Raw genomic sequence first — 18,740 nt, 5'->3', positions numbered from 1 at the left:
TATATCTTGTAATTTAAAATCTTGTGCTGCTTTGATTCCCCACAGCGCCAATTGTCCCCCTAGAGAATACCCTGTAAACCTGCATTTTGGAGGACAACCCATTGCTACCGCTTGCTGGGCAATTCTGACAAAATCTTCGCCTTCATACAACCCATCAGAAGTTAAAGTTGGGGATAATTCTGCCGTTTTACCATGCGCCCGCCAATCAAAGAGAACCACAGCATAACCTTGAGAGTATGCTTTACGTCCCAACAATCTTAAAAACCATTGTTGTTCTAACTCTCCTGTAATACCATAAGTGCCAATAATTGTGCTGTGGGCATTTTCGGGTATGGCAACCCAACCGAAAATTGGTACATCCTGCCCTCCCGTAAATACGACCTGCTGATACAGTGGTTCTGGATGTGGAGTTGTACTTTCCCAATCACGTCCTGCCCATAAAGCAGTGTAAGCAGTCATGGCAGCACCATTTCGCAAGAAATAGGGCGGACTGTAGGTAGAGTTACACACCATATATTAATTTTCGTGTAAATTAGTATTGTTTTCACAATCTCTAATTTTAATATTTATGTTGGATTTTAAATCTTTTTTTACAATCGAAAAAGTAATCTTTGTATCTCTCAAAGGTTCTTAATTTATCCTTAAATAAAGTAGTCATAATTTTTTAATAATGCCCAGGATTCTTGTCATAGATGATGACCCAGCGATTTCAGAACTTGTTGCCGTCAACTTGGAAATGGCTGGCTACGATGTTAGTCAAGCTGAAGATGGCATCAAAGGTCAGGCGCTGGCGCTCCAGTTACAACCCGACTTGATCATGCTTGATCTGATGTTGCCCAAAGTAGACGGTTTTACCATTTGCCAGCGTTTACGTCGGGATGATCGCACAGCTGAAATTCCGGTTTTAATGCTGACAGCATTAAACCAAACTCAATATAAAGTTGAGGGTTTCAATGCTGGCGCAGATGACTACTTGACCAAACCTTTTGAAGTAGAAGAAATGCTGGCACGAGTGCGGGCTTTGTTACGACGTACTGACCGCATTCCCCAAGCCGCAAAACACAGTGAAATTCTTAACTATGGTTCTCTTACCCTCGTTCCAGAAAGATTTGAGGCCATTTGGTTTGGTGAAACTGTAAAACTGACTCATTTAGAATTTGAGTTGCTTCATTGCTTGCTTCAGCGTCATGGACAAACAGTTTCTCCCAGTGAAATTTTGCGAGAAGTTTGGGGTTATGACCCTGATGATGACATTGAAACTATTCGGGTGCATATTCGCCACTTGAGAACTAAACTCGAACCAGATCCTCGCCATCCCTGCTACATTAAGACGGTTTATGGTGCAGGATACTGTCTAGAGTTGCCCAGCGCACCACCATCAAGTGAGGGAACTACCGCTACATTAGTTGAGTGATATGGGAACTGGGGACTGGGGACTTCCATCTCCCCACGCCCTACTTAACTGCTTGCAGTTTTGTCACCTTGAGTTTAAAGTTACCAACCCCAGTTTCTCCAAAAGACCGGACACGAACAATATAATTTCCTGTTTCGGTGATGCGGGTAAACAGGAGAGAATTACTTGTACCATCAGGTCCATCATCATTTTCTGCCACCGTTGAACCATCAGGACCTAAAAGAGTAATAATAGTGTCAAAGTTTTCAGATGACAAATCAATTGCTAAATTATCACCTTTATTTAATTTGACTGTATAATCACGCGCAAACCCCCCTTGACCTGTGGGAATGTCTGTAGCTGTTAATGTATCAGCAATTTCTGAACTACTATTTAAGGGAATGGGTTTATATAAATTATTTGTATTTGTATTTGTATTTGCATTATTCGTATTTTGAGCAAATACTGTATTTATACTGATTAAAATTGTCAGTATACTTACAGGAAAGATAATTATTTTTTTTAAACCCACTGCAAAACCTTTGTTCATAAATGAAAACATTTTTCCCTCAAACACAGGGTATAATTTTGTTAATTATAGATTTATCACCCACAAGTTGCCCATTAACTCTAGGCTGATCTATCTTTACCCGTTGTGGCTACAGCAGCTACCCCCAATACAGAAATATGACCTTGATTAAGTGTATATACAGCAGATTTGACGGTTGCGCCAGTAGTATAAATATCATCTACTAACAGCACGGGTGCATCTGGACGAATACGGCTAAAATCCGATCCTAGAGCAAAAGCATCTGCTAAATTTTGTTCTCGTTCTGCACCGGATACGCTAAATTGTGCTTTTGTATCTTTAACTCTGGCTAACCCATTTGATTTTAATTTTAACCCAGTGATCTGACAAAATCCTTGGGCGATTATTTCAGCTTGATTAAAACCCCTTTCTTTGAGCTTTTTTGGGTGAAGTGGTATGGGTACAATTACAGGTTTTTGATTTTTTAATGTACAATTTAATATCCATGATTCTCCTAGATACTGACCCAATAACCGCCCCATTTCTGGCTGGTTTTCATATTTCATGACGGCGATCGCCCTTTTTAATGTTCCTCCATAACTCCCCCAACTAAACACGGGTAAAGGTTGTTTCCATAAGACATTGGGGTTTTGCAGATGGCAGCTTTGTAATTGTTTATTACAATATTGACAAAGTTGCTGTTTTGTGTTTCGCTGGCAGATAGGGCAATTGTTCTGTAAAAACAAATTTAGTAAATTTTTAAACATAGTAATTGCTAATTGCTGATTGGTCATTAGTTATTTTTCCCAGTCACCAGTCACCTCAAGTATTTCACATACACGCGATCGCATCTTTTTGTTTCCACTCCTGTCGCGGGGATATATCCATTATTCTCATAAAGCTGGACTGCTTCTTTTAAGACGCTGGCTGTTTCTATCCAAATTTGTTCAAATCCGCGTTTTTCTATAGTTAATTCTAGCTGCTGTAATAAATATTTTCCTAAACCTAAACCACGAATTTCTGGTAAAAGATACATTTTTCTGATTTCTACAGCCTGTTCTCCCCGTTTTATGGGATAATATGCCCCTGTACCTACTATTTTGTTTTGGTGTTCAATTACCCAAAATTCACCACCAACAGCTAAGTAATATTCCTCAATTTCTAAAACGTCTCTATCTGCACCGTCTGCTTCCCAACCTAAGCCATATTCTGCTAAGACTGTACTAATTACGTTTGCTGCTGCTGTGCAATCGCTCTTTTGCCAGTCACGAATGATAAAGTTTTGGTACAATAGTTTCATGTTGATTAGGGAATTAAGAGGAAAGAACCACAAAGTACGCAAAGTACACAAAGGAAGGATGTTTTCGAGAGATTTTTTGTGTCAGAGGTTGGATTTAAAATCTAAGTTAAATATTAAGTTAAATATTAAGTTAAATATTAAGGTAAGTTGTTAGTATTAATTATCAGAATCAATCTAAAATCCAAAATCTAAAATTCCTAAACAGTTGCAAATATTAAAAAATAATTGATACACTTGTTCCTTTATACCAGTTTACAGTGAAGCAGCGCCCATAATGGTGCATATCAAGCGGGTTGAACTTACTAATTTTAAGTCTTTCGGTGGTACAACTTCTGTCCCTTTACTACCGGGTTGTACTGTCATTTCTGGTCCTAACGGATCGGGAAAGTCAAATATTCTGGATGCGTTGCTGTTCTGCTTAGGACTATCCAGTTCTAAGGGTATGCGTGCTGATAAATTGCCAGATTTGGTTAATAATAATCAAGTCGCTAAAGGACGTAATGCCATTGAGGCTATTGTAACTGTTACTTTTGATATTTCTGATATTGTCTCACGCAAAGACGCAAAGGCGCAGAGTGAGGAAGATCAGGAAGTTGAGGAAGTTAGGGAAGTAGAGGAAGCGGAAAATAATTCCCAGTCACCAGTCCCCAGTCCCCAGTCACCAACTGAGTGGAGTGTTACTCGACGTTTACGGGTTAACTCTCAGGGTGGTTATACTTCTAATTATTATATTAATGGGTCTTCTTGTACTTTGACTGAGTTACATGAGGAGTTGGAAAATTTAAGAATTTACCCTGAAGGTTATAATGTGGTTTTGCAGGGTGATGTCACCAGCATTATTTCTATGAATGCTAGGGAACGTCGAGAAATTATTGATGAGTTAGCTGGTGTTGCTGCGTTTGATAGAAAGATTAATCAAGCTAAGGGAACTTTAGATGAGGTTAAGGAAAAGGAAGATAGTTGTAAAATTATAGAAGGGGAGTTGACTTTACAACGCGATCGCCTTTATCAAGATAAGCTAAAAGCTGAAAAGTATCGTCAGTTAAAACAGGAGTTTCAAGAAAAGCAATCTTGGGAATCTGTGTTATCATGGCGTTCTCTCCAAGCACAGCAGGAAAAGTTAGCAACGGATATTCAAGCTGGTGATGTTGCGTTTACTCAAATTTCTGAAAGTTTAAATACTGTTACTCAAAATATTGATCAACAAAGTACACTTCTCAATGAATTAAATGCTCATGTAAAATCTTTGGGTGAGGATCAGCTTTTAGCGGTTCAGTCTACTTTTGCAACCAAAGAAGCGGAACGCAAGCAACTTCAACGACAAAAGGGTGAGCTAGAGTCTCATTTACAGGAAACTGTTAAACGGTTAAACCAAACTCAACAGGAAATTCAAGAGTATCAGGTTTCTCTCCAACAAAATCAACAACAATATAATTCAGCAAGTTTAAATTTAACGTCTTTGCAAAATGAACGCAATCAAGCACGAGAAAGGTTAGAATCATCTCGTCAAGTTGCTGCGGAAATTGCTACCGCTTCGGAAGTTTGGGTACAACAACAAACAGCTTTAAGTCGGCAAATTGAAACTTTACTGCAAACTATTGAACCTCAAAGAACTGAGCAAGCACAACTGAGAGAAAGGAATTTTCAGTTACAGGAACTTATTACAGAAGAATCTCAGATTCTTGCTGATTTAGAACCACAATTGGCAGAAAAACAAGCAGAATGCGAAAAATTAGAAGTTGAGTTTAACGGTTCTAGTAAACCGATTCAAAATTTAGCAGAGAATTTAGCAGCGACAGATCAAGAATTACAAATACAACAAGATACCCAAAAACGTTTATTACAAGAACAACGTGATAAACAACGTCAGTTAGATAAACTGGAAGCACAAACCCAAGCACAGCAAGAAGTACATGGAACTCAAGCAAGTAAAATTATTATTCAATCTGGTTTACCCGGTTTATGTGGGTTGGTGGTAGATTTGGGTAAGGTTGACTCTCGCTATCATCTGGCTTTAGAAACTGCTGCGGGTGCAAGATTAGGTCATATAGTAGTAGAAGATGATCGTGTTGCTGCTGCGGGAATTGAATTATTAAAACAAAAACGTGCGGGAAGAGCAACTTTTTTACCTTTGAATAAAATAAAAGCTTCTAAGTTTACCCCAGATTTAACACTGCGTTATGTTGATGGTTTTGTTGAATATGCGATGAATCTGGTAGAGTGCGAGCAGCGTTATCAAGAAGTTTTTAAGTATGTATTTGGAAATACAGTAGTTTTTAGAACTTTGGAACAAGCGAGAACTCAAATCGGACTTTATCGCATTGTTACTTTAGATGGGGAATTATTAGAAACTAGCGGTGCTATGACTGGTGGGAGTAATACGCAACGCTCAAGTTTAAAATTTGGCACTGGTGAACAAAAAGAATCTGAGGAAGTTGTCAATTTAAGGACGCGATTAGGAGATATTGAAAGAGTTTTAGAACGTTGTGCAGAAGCTATCACTAATTTATCTGCTCGTAGTAAACAACTAAGTTTGGAGTTAACGGAAGCAAGACAAGGGCGCAGAGAACAACAATTATATTTAGAACAGTTGAAAAAAGAGGTAAAAACCTTAAACGCGCAGTTAGAAAATACCCGCTCTCAACTATCCCAAAATACTGAAAAATTCAATCATGCTCAAACTCGGTTAGAAGTTCTAGATCGGGAATTACCAGATCAAGAAAATCAACTGCAACAATTACGACATACCTTAGCTGAGTTGGAAGCATCGCAAACCCCCAGCGAATGGCAGGAAATTCAAGCTACCATTAGAGAACAAGAGCAGCAATTACAACAAAAAGAAACTACTGTCAGGGAAGTAGAACAAAGATTGCAAAACCTGGAAAATCAGAAACAGCGTTTACAAGAGAAAATTACCGAATCAGAAACGCGAGTTATTGAATATCAAAATGAAAAAACTAATCTTGAAAGTCAACAGTCAACAGTTAACAGTCAACTTGCAGAACTGAATACTCAAATTACCGCAACTCAAGCTAGTTTAAAAGAACTTGAGCAGAATTTAGGTGAGGAGAAAAAGAAACGAGATACAGCAGAACAGGAATTAAGAGATTTAATATTACGTCAACAAAAATTACAATGGGAAATTGAGAAGCTGCAACAAACCCAAGAAAAACGCAGAGAAGACTTAACTGCATTGCAAGCGCAATTGCAAACCTTAGCCGCAGAATTACCCAACCCCTTACCAGAAGTACCAGATAAAGTAGATTTAGAAGAATTGCAGAAAGAATTACGCAGTTTAGGCAAACGTTTACAGGCAATGGAACCCGTAAATATGTTAGCCTTGACTGATTATGAAATAGTAGAAGGACGTTTACAAGAACTAACCCAGAAATTAGAAACTTTAGAAGCAGAAAGAACAGAATTATTATTAAGAATTGAGAATTTTACCACTTTACGACAAACTGCTTTTAAAGAAGCTTTCGACGCAGTAAACGAGAACTTTCAATCAATTTTTGCCACCTTATCCGATGGTGACGGTTATTTACAACTTGATAACCCGGAAGATCCCTTTATTAGTGGTTTAAACTTAGTTGCACACCCCAAAGGAAAACCCGTACAACGTTTAGCATCCATGTCTGGGGGAGAAAAATCTTTAACAGCACTCAGTTTTATTTTCTCACTGCAACGTTATCGCCCATCCCCATTTTACGCCTTTGATGAGGTGGATATGTTTTTGGATGGGGCAAATGTGGAAAGATTAGCGAAAATGATTCAACAACAAGCACAACAAGCGCAGTTTATCGTTGTGAGTCTGCGTCGTCCGATGATAGAATCGGCACAGCGTACAATAGGGGTGACTCAAGCTAGAGGTGCTTATACTCAGGTTTTGGGGATTAAATTGAAATCATCTGATTGATAGGTAAGAGTTAAGAATTAAGAATTAAGAATGGTAATAAAAATTTAACTTTTCAATTGCCTATTCTCAATTGTCACGTTTGTGTTAAAAATAGTGATATACATAAGCCGGATTCGAGATTGCCTACGGTACAGCAAACAGGACGTAACTGATGATACAATATATTTAATTTTTATGAGTTATTCAAATGCCCAATTTTAGGTAAAAATGACCTTATGCAAGTAAAAATCATTGGAAAAGCAAAAGATTTACGAACCAATACAGATATTCTTTATGCTCAATTATCTATACAAGACTATTTAGATTTAGTAGGTGATAATTTTGATGATTATGAACCTCAAAGAAAACGCGAGAAATATAAAGCTTATGAACGCATGAAAGTTGACATCATGAATGGTGCTTTGTTGCCTTCCATAACTCTCGCAGTAAAACCAGAATTAGTGAGTGATATCTTACCAATTGTACAAAAAGATGACAGGCAAGAACTTGAAAGGGCATTAAGTAAACCAGGACAAGTAAATATTTTAGATGGATTACAACGGACGTTTATTCTAAAGGACATAGCTAAGGAGGATTTTGACTTTAACTCAGAACAGAAACTTCTTGTGGAGTTCTGGCTAGAAGGTAACATCCGAAATCTTATTTACCGGATTATTGTCCTAAATGCAGGACAGAAACCTATGTCAATGAAACATCAGATCGGTCTTTTGTTTATCACTCTAAATGACACACTTAAGGACGAAATACCAGATATTGAAATTTTCAAAGAAAAAGAATCTGCACGCCGAAAAAAGGCTAGGAAGTACCCTCTTGATAGAATTGCCACCGCATATCAAAGTTTTATAACCAAAAGTCCAGAAACACAGAGACAAAATGTTGTCGCGCAGAAATTAGTGGAAGAAGAAATTTTGGATTCTACAGAAGAGCAACTTGGAGAGCAATTTGATGCTTTCAAAAATTATCTAAAAATTTATGCTGATTTAGATGTTGAAGTATCTCGAATATATATAGGAAATGCTGATAAGGAAATACCAAATGGTATAAAATGGTTTGGAGAAGAAAGTGTTATGAACTCTTTTTTTGCTGCCCTTGCGCTTGTTTCTAGCAATAATTCAGAGCGAGTACAAAAGGCTTTAGATACTCTCCTAAAATTACTTAGAGATACAAAAGAGAATGATGATCCTCTCGCGTTAGAAAAATTACAGGAGTTAGAAAGTGGATTTAATCCGCGTAAGGTAAGTCTGGGCTTTGCAAAAAGGAAACTTCTGACAAATGGATTCAAAGAATACTTTCGTGAGGCAGGAAAAGTACCTTTTCTTAATTGTTGGATAACAGCAGCAGAATAACTATGAACTATGATGATTTAAAAGAACTTGATGATAGCGAGCTTCGCTATGATATAACTCACTTCTCTGAGCATGATGGTATTTGTACTTTGAACGGGATGATACCGATACAAGTAGATGCAGTATCATTTTCTTACGAAGGTGATGTAGACATTGAAGTTTGTAATGAGCATGATAATCTTTTGGGTTTTCTCTGTATATGTAAATCTCTTACTGATATAAATATTGCAAGTCTAACAGACGCAAGGTATATTGCTTATATTCATGAAGTTGATAAACATACGTTTGAGGTTGGACTTCCCTACAAATTTACTAAAAACTACTTAGTGATTGATGTATGTGAATATGACGATTATAAAAATAAATATATGGATTCTGCACCTATTTGGGGAGGATTTTTTCATTCAAATGGTGAATCTAGCTTACAGGAAGCATATCATTTTCAGCCTTCTAAATTGATTGCTAGACCTAGAATTGAACTTCCAACTGACTATCATAAAGAAAGTTGCATTCGTTCGGTAGTCCAACCCTATGCTTTTGAAAGATTTTTGAAGCTTTATCATCTTCTAGAACTGATTTTCGACTGGAAACTAGTTGAGAAAATAAAAAGTTTAAATGATGATTTACAAGGAATAGGACAATTACTCAATCAATATAGCAATACTAAGGAATTGGATAGGTTAAAAATTTTACTAAAAGATAAGGATAAAGAAGGTAAGCTAGATGTTGATAAAATAGCGAACTGCCTCAACAGAATCAAATCTTCAAATTATCTAGCTAAGGGATTAGAGATTTTTTTTGATTATGGGAAAGACGGAAATCCTTATAAGATGATTCCATTTGTAGATTTGATGAACAGGGGAGGATTTACCCGAAGTAATTCTAGAGATAAATCTATCAAAGGCATATCAGAAAATACCTATGATGATTTAGTGATTAATTTTTCAGCCTATTGTATATATCGTGTAAGATGTTGTACTGCTCACAATCGCATAGGTGAATATGTTATGTCTAATGATGATGAAGGATTTGTAGTTGAATTTGCTGAACCCTTGCTGCGTGAGGTACTATGTCAAATATTTAGTCGGTGAATATTCAGAAACATAGAGCAATGTGATCGCATTTCCCAAATGAGTAAAATGATTGTAATTCAGTGTTAGGAAAACATTCAATACTGCTTTTAGAGCATATCCAAAATTGCAATAGTAAAGCTCAACTTTATCAAGTACGTCAATTTTTAGCTATAGGGTTAGGTGCGATCGCCGATCGCTCAAATTAGACTGATAAACCGAGATTGTTTATAATATGTTGAATAGACAACATATATTAGACAACCATTCAAGTATGGGAGCTATCTATGTTGTTACAAGAACTTAAAGAGCAGATATTTAAACTACCATCAAGCGATCGCAAAAGATCAATAATTGTTTATTCACTATCAAGAAATGGATAGCTACATTAGAGTAAAGTCACCCAAAATATTAGCAAAAATATAGTTTTATTTAACATTAGGAGAAGTAAATGGAAGGTAAAATATTTATTAATAAAATTAAATTACAAAACTTTCTCTCCTATGGAAGTGATGCGGAAGAAATTGAATTACAACCGCTAAATGTATTAATTGGACGTAACAGTGCAGGGAAATCTAATTTAATAGAAGCTATTAGTATTTTAAAAGCAACACCCACAGATTTACCAGCACCATTTCGTCAAGGTGGAGGTATTAATGAATTTTTATGGAAAGGTGAAAAAAGTAATTCTATAGCTAATATAGACGTTATATTAAATTATCCAGAAAGACATGAAAATAATCTACATTATAAATTAAGCATAACAGAAGTAGGACAAAGATTAGAATTAGTAGATGAAGCTATAGAAAATGCACAAGTCTATGAAGGACGACAAGATGTATATTTTTATTATCGTTATCAAAATGGTCGGCCTGTTTTAAATATTAACACAATTACAGATGATGGTAAGGAGTTTAGAAGAAATCTCCGCAGAGAAGATTTAATTTTAGATCAGTCAGTTTTATCTCAAAGAAAAGATCCTGACTTATATCCTGAACTTTCTTATCTGAGTACAGAATTTTCTCAGATAGGTTTATATCGTCATTGGCAAATTGGGAGATATTCAGAACCAAGAAATGCTCAAAAAGCTGATTTGCCTCAACATCCTTTATTGGAAGATGGTAGTAATTTAGGTTTGTTTTTAAATGATTTAAAATATAGATTAGGTAGTAGAAAAATTATTGAATATCTAGAAAAATTTTATGAAGAAGCGGAAGAATTAGATGTGAGAATATATGGCGGTACTGTACAAATATTTATTCGGGAAAAAGGGTTAATTCAACCAATTCCAGCTACTAGGTTATCTGATGGAACATTGCGATATTTGTTTTTAATGGCGTTACTTTTAGATCCTACTCCACCACCACTAATTTGTATTGAAGAACCAGAATTAGGTTTACATCCAGATATTTTACCAACAATTGCAGAATTGTTAATTGAAGCATCTCAAAGAACTCAATTAATTGTCACCACTCATTCTGATGCTTTGGTTTCTGCGTTGAGTGAATATCCTGAATCTGTAGTAGTTTGTGAAAGAGATAATACAGGAACTCATTTAAGGAGACTTCAACCAGAAAAATTAAAAAAATGGTTGGAAAAATATACTCTTGGTGATCTTTGGAGAATAGGGGAAATTGGTGGAAATAGATGGTGAGTATTCGTATTTATATTGAGGGTGCTGGAAATGCAAATGATGATCACGAACTTTTACCAATGCAACGTCCAGGTTTTAGAAGTAAGCTGTTATGCCTTTAACTTGAATAATTAATACAAGCAAGATGCTTGTGCTACTGTAACTTCAGGTTTTTTAATTATACAGTTTAGCTGCACATCAGCTTAAAATTATTGCAGGTAAGGAAACTACAAGCAGTCTCCGTGAAGGATTTAGTCAACTTTTTCAAGAATTAGTTGATCTCGCTAAAGAACAAAAAATAGAGTTTAGGATAGTCATGTGCGGTTCTCGTGCAGATGCTTATGAAAATTTTAAATTGTCCTTAGAATCTAATCCTGAATCTTTCAATATTTTATTAATTGATTCCGAATCTCCAATATCTCCTGATCAAAATTCTTGGGAACATTTGAGAAATAGAAAAGAGGATCAATCCTGGATTAGAGGTGATAACCTGGATTATGATGATGATCAATGTCACTTTATGGTTCAAGCAATGGAATCTTGGTTTGTTGCTGATATTGATGCTTTAAGAAACTTCTATGGTGAAGGATTTAAAGAAGAAAAAATCACAAGAGGAATGAGAAATTACCAAAATATAGAACAGGTTTCTCCTAAAACTTTATTAGTATGGTTAGAGTCAGCAACTCGTCATTCTAAACATGGTAAATATGATAAAAAAACTCGTCGTCCACTTCACCATGCTTTAGAAATTTTAAAACGTCTTAATGCCGATATAGTTCGTCAATCTTCCCCTTATTGCGATCGCCTATTTACTAAAATCAAGGATCAGATACGGATGCGGGGCTTATTGAAAACAGATCAACCTGCCCCAACTGATGAGCAAGTAGCTGCAATGTTAGAAGAGCGAGGAGCGGAGAAGTATCTTTAATGAGAGTTTTAGTTGATACCAATATTGTCCTAGATTTTCTATTGCAACGAGAGCCATTTTCCCAAGATGCAGAACTGCTGTTTCAAGCGATTGATAGTGGTCAAGTTGTTGGCTATGTGACAGCAACAACGCTAACGGATATTTTCTATATTTCTCGCAAACATACTCTCAGCATTGAGCAAGCACGGCAAGCAGTATTGGGTTTGAATAACAAAAATATAGTCAAATATAGTTATTTATCTACATCAGTCATGTGAGGTGGGAATGATTGATAAAGGTGATCGCCTAACGCCTTAAATCGCCAATATAAGTCCCAATTTGTTTAAGTCCCTGCAAAACTTGGATACGTTCTGATGTATTTTCAAGTAACCGATAAGTATGCGATCGCGTATATTGAGGGGCATCTTGGCTGCGATCGCATTTCAAAAACAATACTTCTCTGCCATTTGTCACCATTCCATAACAACTTGACTGCAAATTAGGAGCGCTCAACAAGTAGGTGAGTGCTTGAGGAATTCCTGCGGTAACGTCTAGCCTTGCAGGTTTTGATTCGATTACCAAAATCCAAAAACTATCTTGGATTACCAAAATATCAATTCTGCCTTGAACCACCATAGCATTAGCTTCGTCAGCAACTTCGATATTGGTGCTTACTTCTGCTTTTACCAAAAAAGGAGATTGATAGAAACCAGCCAAATCTAGCAATGGCGATACCACGACAAGCTTAACAATTTCTTCGAGTGGTGCTTCCTCTTGACTGAGATAGGTATAGTTACGAGTGAGGCGATCTAGTCCTTGTAGTTCCGCTTCGGTTAGAGTCGGCGCATTATTTAACCATTCATCAAAAAAGCGATCGCTAGAATTGAGTCTCAAGCCAAAGGTTTGACGGAGATTGCTAAGGGTAAGGCTACTAGCATTTGTAATCACAGTTAAATCCTTGTAGCAATTACATGAATTTTAGAAGTTTAGGAATTTTATCTAGGTTCTAATACTTAATATACGATACATACGAAGAAAAGAGCGATCGCGTTCGCAAAGCGTCTCGGAGGGAACTATCGCTCTGCGGGAATCGCCAATCTATAATTATTAAGTGATCGCTGTATAAGAAATCATTAGAGTAAATAATATTGTGATATTTTGGTGTTGAGTTGGGGTGATCGCTTGCCGCAGGGTGTTATACGGAAAAATTCTGTATAATACTAATAACGACAGGTAATATCAGTAACAAACAAATTGAACAGCTTTTTCTACAAAATATTACTCAAATAATCGAATTGTTTTTGAGCTATGATTTTTTAGAAATGACCAGAGATATTTTGATTATTCATTAGTGCGAGTTCACCATTTATGGAAATACTACAAATTAACTCCTTTTTCTGCTAATAACTGTCTTAATCTAGCTAATTCTGCTTCCGCTAAATCTGCACGCTGCTTTTCCTGTTCTGCACGTTGCTTTTCTTGTTCCACAGGTGTAGGCAACCAGTTATTATCTCGATCATACCAACGTAGCCACGATCTAGTTAATCCTTGATATTCTCCATGCCATAAGCCTAAACCCAATTCTGCTTCTTCTAACCATACCCCTAGTCCATTTATTGACAAAGGCTGATAACGACTCATTACCAACCCAAAACAATTAAACTCATCTGTATAACGGTTATAAACAAAATAATAGGGGATTCTCAGGATTTGTTCATAAACTGACCATTTATTAGGCGGTTGATTAACTTCCCTTAAACTTCTACCTAAATCTTCCGCTTCCGTACCTGGTGAGATCAATTCTATAGCCACAAAAGGATTTATTCCCTCCTGCCAAGTAACGTAACTTAATCTGAGTTCTGTTTGTTGATAAAATCGAGACACCCCCAACACCGCAAACCAATCAGGGCGTTTATACCATTGGGGATGGAGAGGATCATAATATAAGTTTAAATCACTGCCTGTAAATATATTATCTTCAGTATAGGTAGGTGGGCGAAACGTAAGGCGTAATAATTCAGGTTGTAATAAGTGAAATTCATCCGGCAATCCCCGTTCCTCCTGATTTTCACTAGGTAAATCATACATTGTAGGCAATGCTTCTTGAGGAGATAATGGTGGATCTATTTGATACATGATTGATTAGCTCCCTGCGTTAGCGTCGCTGATTGAGGATAATCTTCGCAATTTGAGCATTTAAACTTATTATAACCACCTAGCTGAACATAGATGCGACCACAGGAAGACACGGTTGCCGATTCCTATATGTTTTTAGATGGGGCGAATGTGGAAAGATTAGCTAGAATGATTAAAGAACAGGCACAACAAGCACAGTTGATCGTTGTCAGTTTGCGTCCTCCGATGATAAAATCAGCCGAACGTACAATTGAACGTACAATTGGCGTAACTCAACCTCAAGGTGATAAGCAAAAGGCAAAAGGCAAGAGTAGAATAATATTCTGACCAATTACCCATGACCAATTACCCATGACCAATTACCCATGACCAATCACCAATTACCTTGATTTTCTGTTAAAAATAGTTTATATACAAACCGGATTACAGATTGCCTACGGCACGCTAAGATAACAGGACGACCTATAGAATGACCTCCGAACAAATAATTAGACGTTCCGATATATTAAACACCCAAGTAATTACCCGCGATAATGGCAAAAGGCTCGGTATCGTGAGTCAACTTTGGGTAGACATTGATCAAAGAGAGGTTGTGGCGCTTGGGTTGCGAGACAGCCTGATCTCTATCTCTGGACTGCCTCGCCAAATGTATCTTAGCAGTATCAACCAAATCGGTGATGTGATTTTGGTTGATAACGAAGATGTGATCGAAGATGTTGATGTGGAAGCTCTCAGTAACTTGATGAACTGGGAAGTGATCACGGAAACAGGGGAAGTATTAGGCAGAGTTAGAGGCTTTAAATTCAATGGCGAAAGTGGTAAAATTTACTCTATCGTCATCGCCTCCTTGGGAGTACCCCAAATACCTGACCAGTTTTTGAGTACCTATGAAATATCCATAGATGAAGTTGTCAGCACCGGACCGAGTAGACTAATTGTATTTGAAGGTGCGGAAGAACGGGTAAACCAGTTAACAGTCGGTGTTTTAGAACGGTTGGGTATTGGTAGAGCGCCTTGGGAAAGAGATGCAGAAGAAGAATATGGTTATTCTGCACCCCGCGCAGTTTCTCCAGCAAACCAGTTACCTAGCGGAGTACCATTAGAACCACCCCGGCCAAAAGTTCGCACTCCTGAACCTGTAGCACGGGAAGAGGAAGAATGGACGGAAGATTATATAGAAGAAGAACGTCCACAACGTCGGGTAATGGAAGCCCGCGCTTACGAATCCATACGCTACGAAGAGGAAGAGGAAGATAACTGGAGTGAAGCAACGAGTAGCGATAGATATCAAGCACCAGCACCTAAAAAACCAGCACCTCAACCCTACAGCAAAACCTACGCTGATGAATATGATGATTATGATGATGTAGAAGGTGATGCTTGGGATGATGCACCCAAACCCGTGAATATTCCTAAGAAGGTGAAGGAAAGACAGGTGGAATACGAAGAAGAAGGCGGATATTAAGTTTTGTAAATCTAGATCCCCGATTTAGTCAATAAGTCGGGGATTTGTTTCAGTGTCAACCCAACCGCGAAACCGGACGGGCTAGAAGCCCATCCCACAATATTATTACTTGTTATCTTTGTTCTGATCACCCTTGTTCTCTTCCTGATGATCTTCCTTGTTTTGAGATTTGAGAACTTGTACAAAGTCAGCTACAGCGTGGATAACCGTTGATATACATTCACCCAGATATTTCAATTCTTGTGGGTCAGATTTCCATACCTTGATTACCCCTCCTATTGCTACTATTACTATAGCTGTAGCAAAACCCCAGGCTACTGGACTATGAGGATGCTCAGACACAACTTTGTAAATGTCTCCTGGTTGCTGGGTTGCTACTTCAATAATGTGATCAGATTTGGTTTCTAAGGGAGTAGAAAATGGTAAGTTATTTACAACTAAATGGTTTTCTTGATTATTGAGTAAGGACATTTAGGAACTCCTGTGATTTGTTTTTGTTGTTCCCAAACTATCAAGTGCTTTCGGTGCAATTAAGCACAGTTGAGTTCAGTTAACTAAATGACATCTAATTTACATATCTAGTTACCTCAAACTCTTGTGGGGTGGTCATCTTGCCCGCCCTATTTATAAAAATTAAATTTTCAACTACACCTTAAATGACCTTAAATGATCTGTCAATCAAGATGTTATTTAAAGCTATAATCAACTCAATATATTAATCACAGATATTAATTTTTAAATATGAGTCCAAAACGCAACCGTGATACTGTTCGAGTCAATGAGGAGGGGAAAAACCAGCTTAAAAAGGCTAAGGCTAGTAAAACAAACCATGAAGGTAAACTTTGGACATACCCAGATATTGCTACAGCATCTAATGTTTCAGAAGCCACGGTAAAACGGTTTTTTGCTAGAAAGGATGTTGATAGACCATACGCTGAAGCCATAGCTAAAGCTTTAAACTTAAACCTAGATGATTTAATTGACACCACACCCCCGGAAGATACTCCCCCAGTTCCACCAGAAAAAAAACGAGACAGTTCCATAAACTGGCCAGATATCTGCCGTGGAATGTTGCCAAAGCAAGCAACCAGCAATCAACTGTTGCACCAAGATGAAGACACGAAAAAAAAACGAGAACAGATTTATGTACCCTTAGCATTGGTGCAGCGTAAGCAAGTAGAAAAACGAGATAAAGGTGACTTTGCACCAGACGCAGGAACACAGTTATATCAACCAAACTATGAACAAGAACAAAAATTTGAACATGAGGCTTTTTTAAGTCAAATTTTAGAAAAGGGAGAAGGTAAAACCAAAGGAAGACAAGTAGCATTAATAGGTGAACCAGGTGCTGGGAAAACCACGCTGCTACAAACTATTGCTGATTGGATTTTAGATCAAAATTTAGGTTTACCAATTTGGATTTCTTTGGCAGATTTGGGACGAAATGGTAATGAAATAAATTTACAACAATATATTTGTGAAATTTGGTTAAAACAGGCTGTTTCAGCTACAGAATTGACTCCTGAAACACAAGCAGATTTCCAGCAGCAAATGGCACAGGGACGGGTGTGGTTGCTGTTGGATGGTGCTGATGAAATGTCTGTGGGGACTCAGTTTCACCAACCTTTAGAAACTATCGCCCAGCAGTTAAAAGGATCGATACAGCAGACAACGCGGGTGGTGTTAACTTGTCGGTTGAATGTGTGGCAAGCTGATGTTAATGCACTATCGGATTTTGAAACCTATCGCTTACTTGATTTTGATTATCCCTCACAAGTGCATCAGTTTATTAATAATTGGTTTGGCAATAAAGAAGAAAGTGAAAAAGGCGAAAGGTTAAAAAAAGAATTAGGTAAAACAGAAAAAGCACGGTTGCAAGATTTGATTCAAAATCCTTTGCGGTTGACGCTGTTGTGTAGTATTTGGCAACGGGAAGAAGGAAATTTACCAGAAACCAAAGCGGGACTATATCAACAGTTTGTCAATTATATTTATAACTGGAAAATCAATCAATTTCCTACTAAAAAACAACAACAACGAGAATTAAATACAGGTTTAGGTAAATTAGCACGGCGGGATATAGACGCAGGTGGTTCGCGGTTTCGCTTGCGTGAGGATTTTATTATTAAAGAATTGGGAGATCCTGATGATGAAAATTCCCTGTTTTATCCGGCTTTAAAACTGGGTTGGTTAAATCATGTGGGTATAGCCGCAGAATCACCAACTCAAAAGGTTTATGCTTTTTATCATGCTACCTTTGAGGAATATTTTGCAGCTTTAGCTGTTGATAATTGGACATATTTTTTCCATCATAATGCTGAAAATCCCAGTCAAGGTACATATCGGATTTTTCAACCCCAGTGGAAAGAAGTAATTTTATTGTGGTTGGGAAGAGATGATGTAAATGAGGAACAAAAAGAAGCATTTATTCAAGCTTTATGCAGTTTTCAGGATGGATGTGGTGAATTTTATCAATATCGTGCTTTCTTATTAGCTGCTGCGGGAATTGATCAATTTAAAGAATGTCAGTTATCAGATCAAATTGTAGAAAAACTTATTCGCTATGGCTTTGGTTATTTTGACAAAGATCAACAAAATTGGGTAAGATTCACTGACACATTAGCAACCGCAGCTACAAAAGTTATCCCAGAAACAAATCATCAACAAGCTATCCAGGCTTTGGTTGATTTAATCCGCAATTCTGATGATGAATATACCAAGAGAAGGGCGGCTGATAGCTTAGTCAAAATAGATAATGGCAATAAAGATGCTATCCAGGCTTTGGTTGATTTAATCCGCAATTCTGATGATGAATATACCAAGATAAGGGCGGCTTATAGCTTAGAAGAAATAGGAAATGGCAATGAATATGCTATCCAGGCTTTGGTTGATTTAATCCGCAATTCTGATGATGAATATACCAAGATAAGGGCGGCTGATAGCTTAGAAGAAATAGGAAATGGCAATAAAGATGCTATCCAGGCTTTGGTTGATTTAATCCGCAATTCTGATGATGAAGATACCAAGAGAAGGGCGGCTGATAGC

17 protein-coding genes and 1 pseudogene are annotated in these 18,740 nt (G+C 37.3%); 11 read left to right on the top strand and 7 right to left on the bottom strand.

Going from position 1 to position 18,740, the window contains the following annotated elements:
- A partial coding sequence (locus FFR48_RS15240; protein WP_503827310.1) for an alpha/beta fold hydrolase family protein occupies positions 1–513 on the bottom strand: 513 nt, incomplete at its 3' end.
- A 157-nt stretch (positions 514–670) separates the two neighbouring features.
- Between FFR48_RS15240 and rpaA the strand changes: the two genes are divergently transcribed.
- The gene (gene rpaA, locus FFR48_RS15235) at positions 671–1,414 is read left to right on the top strand and encodes a two component system response regulator RpaA (protein WP_137667941.1); all 744 of its coding nucleotides are present in this window, start codon (positions 671–673) and stop codon (positions 1,412–1,414) included.
- Positions 1,415–1,454: 40 nt separating this feature from the next.
- On the opposite strand, the gene FFR48_RS15230 is transcribed toward rpaA, so the two are convergent.
- The 3 genes from FFR48_RS15230 to FFR48_RS15220 all read right to left on the bottom strand — a co-directional run bounded on the left by FFR48_RS15230 (position 1,455) and on the right by FFR48_RS15220 (position 3,222).
- Entirely contained in the window at positions 1,455–1,943 is a 489-nt protein-coding gene (locus FFR48_RS15230; RefSeq protein ID WP_137667940.1) for a PPC domain-containing protein, read from the bottom strand.
- Positions 1,944–2,023: 80 nt separating this feature from the next.
- A complete protein-coding gene (locus FFR48_RS15225) occupies positions 2,024–2,716 on the bottom strand; it encodes a ComF family protein (protein ID WP_236104079.1) in 693 nt (230 codons plus the stop codon).
- A gap of 23 nt (positions 2,717–2,739) precedes the next feature.
- A complete protein-coding gene (locus FFR48_RS15220; RefSeq protein ID WP_096564941.1) occupies positions 2,740–3,222 on the bottom strand; it encodes a GNAT family N-acetyltransferase in 483 nt (160 codons plus the stop codon).
- Between the two features lie 274 nt (positions 3,223–3,496).
- Here FFR48_RS15220 and smc point away from each other — a divergent pair, with 274 nt between their 5' ends.
- The 7 genes from smc (at position 3,497) to FFR48_RS15190 (ending at position 12,372) form a co-directional block, all read left to right on the top strand.
- Entirely contained in the window at positions 3,497–7,138 is a 3,642-nt protein-coding gene (gene smc / locus FFR48_RS15215) for a chromosome segregation protein SMC (RefSeq protein ID WP_137667939.1), read from the top strand.
- Between the two features lie 215 nt (positions 7,139–7,353).
- On the top strand, positions 7,354–8,484 hold the full coding sequence (locus FFR48_RS15210; RefSeq protein ID WP_199301865.1) for a hypothetical protein: 1,131 nt from the start codon (positions 7,354–7,356) through the stop codon (positions 8,482–8,484).
- A 2-nt stretch (positions 8,485–8,486) separates the two neighbouring features.
- Positions 8,487–9,575 (top strand): hypothetical protein, encoded by a 1,089-nt coding sequence (locus FFR48_RS15205; protein WP_137667938.1) that lies wholly within the window; start codon positions 8,487–8,489, stop codon positions 9,573–9,575.
- 62 nt (positions 9,576–9,637) lie between these two features.
- Positions 9,638–9,763: a hypothetical protein gene (locus tag FFR48_RS30130; protein ID WP_265586212.1), complete on the top strand. Its 126-nt coding sequence runs from the start codon at positions 9,638–9,640 to the stop codon at positions 9,761–9,763.
- Between the two features lie 242 nt (positions 9,764–10,005).
- Complete coding sequence (locus FFR48_RS15200; RefSeq protein ID WP_137667937.1) at positions 10,006–11,208, top strand: AAA family ATPase; 1,203 nt, start codon at positions 10,006–10,008, stop codon at positions 11,206–11,208.
- Between the two features lie 295 nt (positions 11,209–11,503).
- Positions 11,504–12,115 (top strand): DUF4276 family protein, encoded by a 612-nt coding sequence (locus tag FFR48_RS15195; protein WP_137667936.1) that lies wholly within the window; start codon positions 11,504–11,506, stop codon positions 12,113–12,115.
- Entirely contained in the window at positions 12,115–12,372 is a 258-nt protein-coding gene (locus tag FFR48_RS15190; protein WP_137667935.1) for a type II toxin-antitoxin system VapC family toxin, read from the top strand. Before FFR48_RS15195 ends, FFR48_RS15190 begins: the two co-directional genes overlap by 1 nt.
- Positions 12,373–12,400: 28 nt before the next feature.
- Here FFR48_RS15190 and FFR48_RS15185 read toward each other — a convergent pair whose 3' ends face one another.
- Together FFR48_RS15185 and FFR48_RS15180 are read right to left on the bottom strand one after the other, a co-directional pair.
- A complete protein-coding gene (locus FFR48_RS15185; protein WP_096564946.1) occupies positions 12,401–13,042 on the bottom strand; it encodes a type I restriction enzyme HsdR N-terminal domain-containing protein in 642 nt (213 codons plus the stop codon).
- Between the two features lie 429 nt (positions 13,043–13,471).
- Complete coding sequence (locus FFR48_RS15180) at positions 13,472–14,230, bottom strand: Uma2 family endonuclease (RefSeq protein ID WP_137667934.1); 759 nt, start codon at positions 14,228–14,230, stop codon at positions 13,472–13,474.
- Positions 14,231–14,359: 129 nt separating this feature from the next.
- Between FFR48_RS15180 and FFR48_RS15175 the strand changes: the two are divergent.
- A pseudogene (locus tag FFR48_RS15175) lies at positions 14,360–14,557 on the top strand (hypothetical protein); the annotation flags it as partial.
- Positions 14,558–14,699: 142 nt separating this feature from the next.
- Positions 14,700–15,695, top strand: coding sequence for a PRC-barrel domain-containing protein (locus FFR48_RS15170; protein WP_096564950.1), 996 nt, complete (start codon positions 14,700–14,702; stop codon positions 15,693–15,695).
- 105 nt (positions 15,696–15,800) lie between these two features.
- Here FFR48_RS15170 and FFR48_RS15165 read toward each other — a convergent pair whose 3' ends face one another.
- Positions 15,801–16,166 (bottom strand): hypothetical protein, encoded by a 366-nt coding sequence (locus FFR48_RS15165; protein WP_096564952.1) that lies wholly within the window; start codon positions 16,164–16,166, stop codon positions 15,801–15,803.
- Between the two features lie 270 nt (positions 16,167–16,436).
- Between FFR48_RS15165 and FFR48_RS15160 the strand changes: the two genes are divergently transcribed.
- The coding region (locus tag FFR48_RS15160) for an NACHT domain-containing protein (RefSeq protein ID WP_137667933.1) at positions 16,437–18,740 on the top strand (2,304 nt) is incomplete at its 3' end.

It is taken from the genome of Sphaerospermopsis reniformis (assembly GCF_005402885.1).
GTDB classification, from domain to species: domain Bacteria; phylum Cyanobacteriota; class Cyanobacteriia; order Cyanobacteriales; family Nostocaceae; genus Sphaerospermopsis; species Sphaerospermopsis kisseleviana.
Note: the sequence above shows the minus strand (reverse complement) of the source record. Positions and strands in the feature narration are given on the sequence as shown.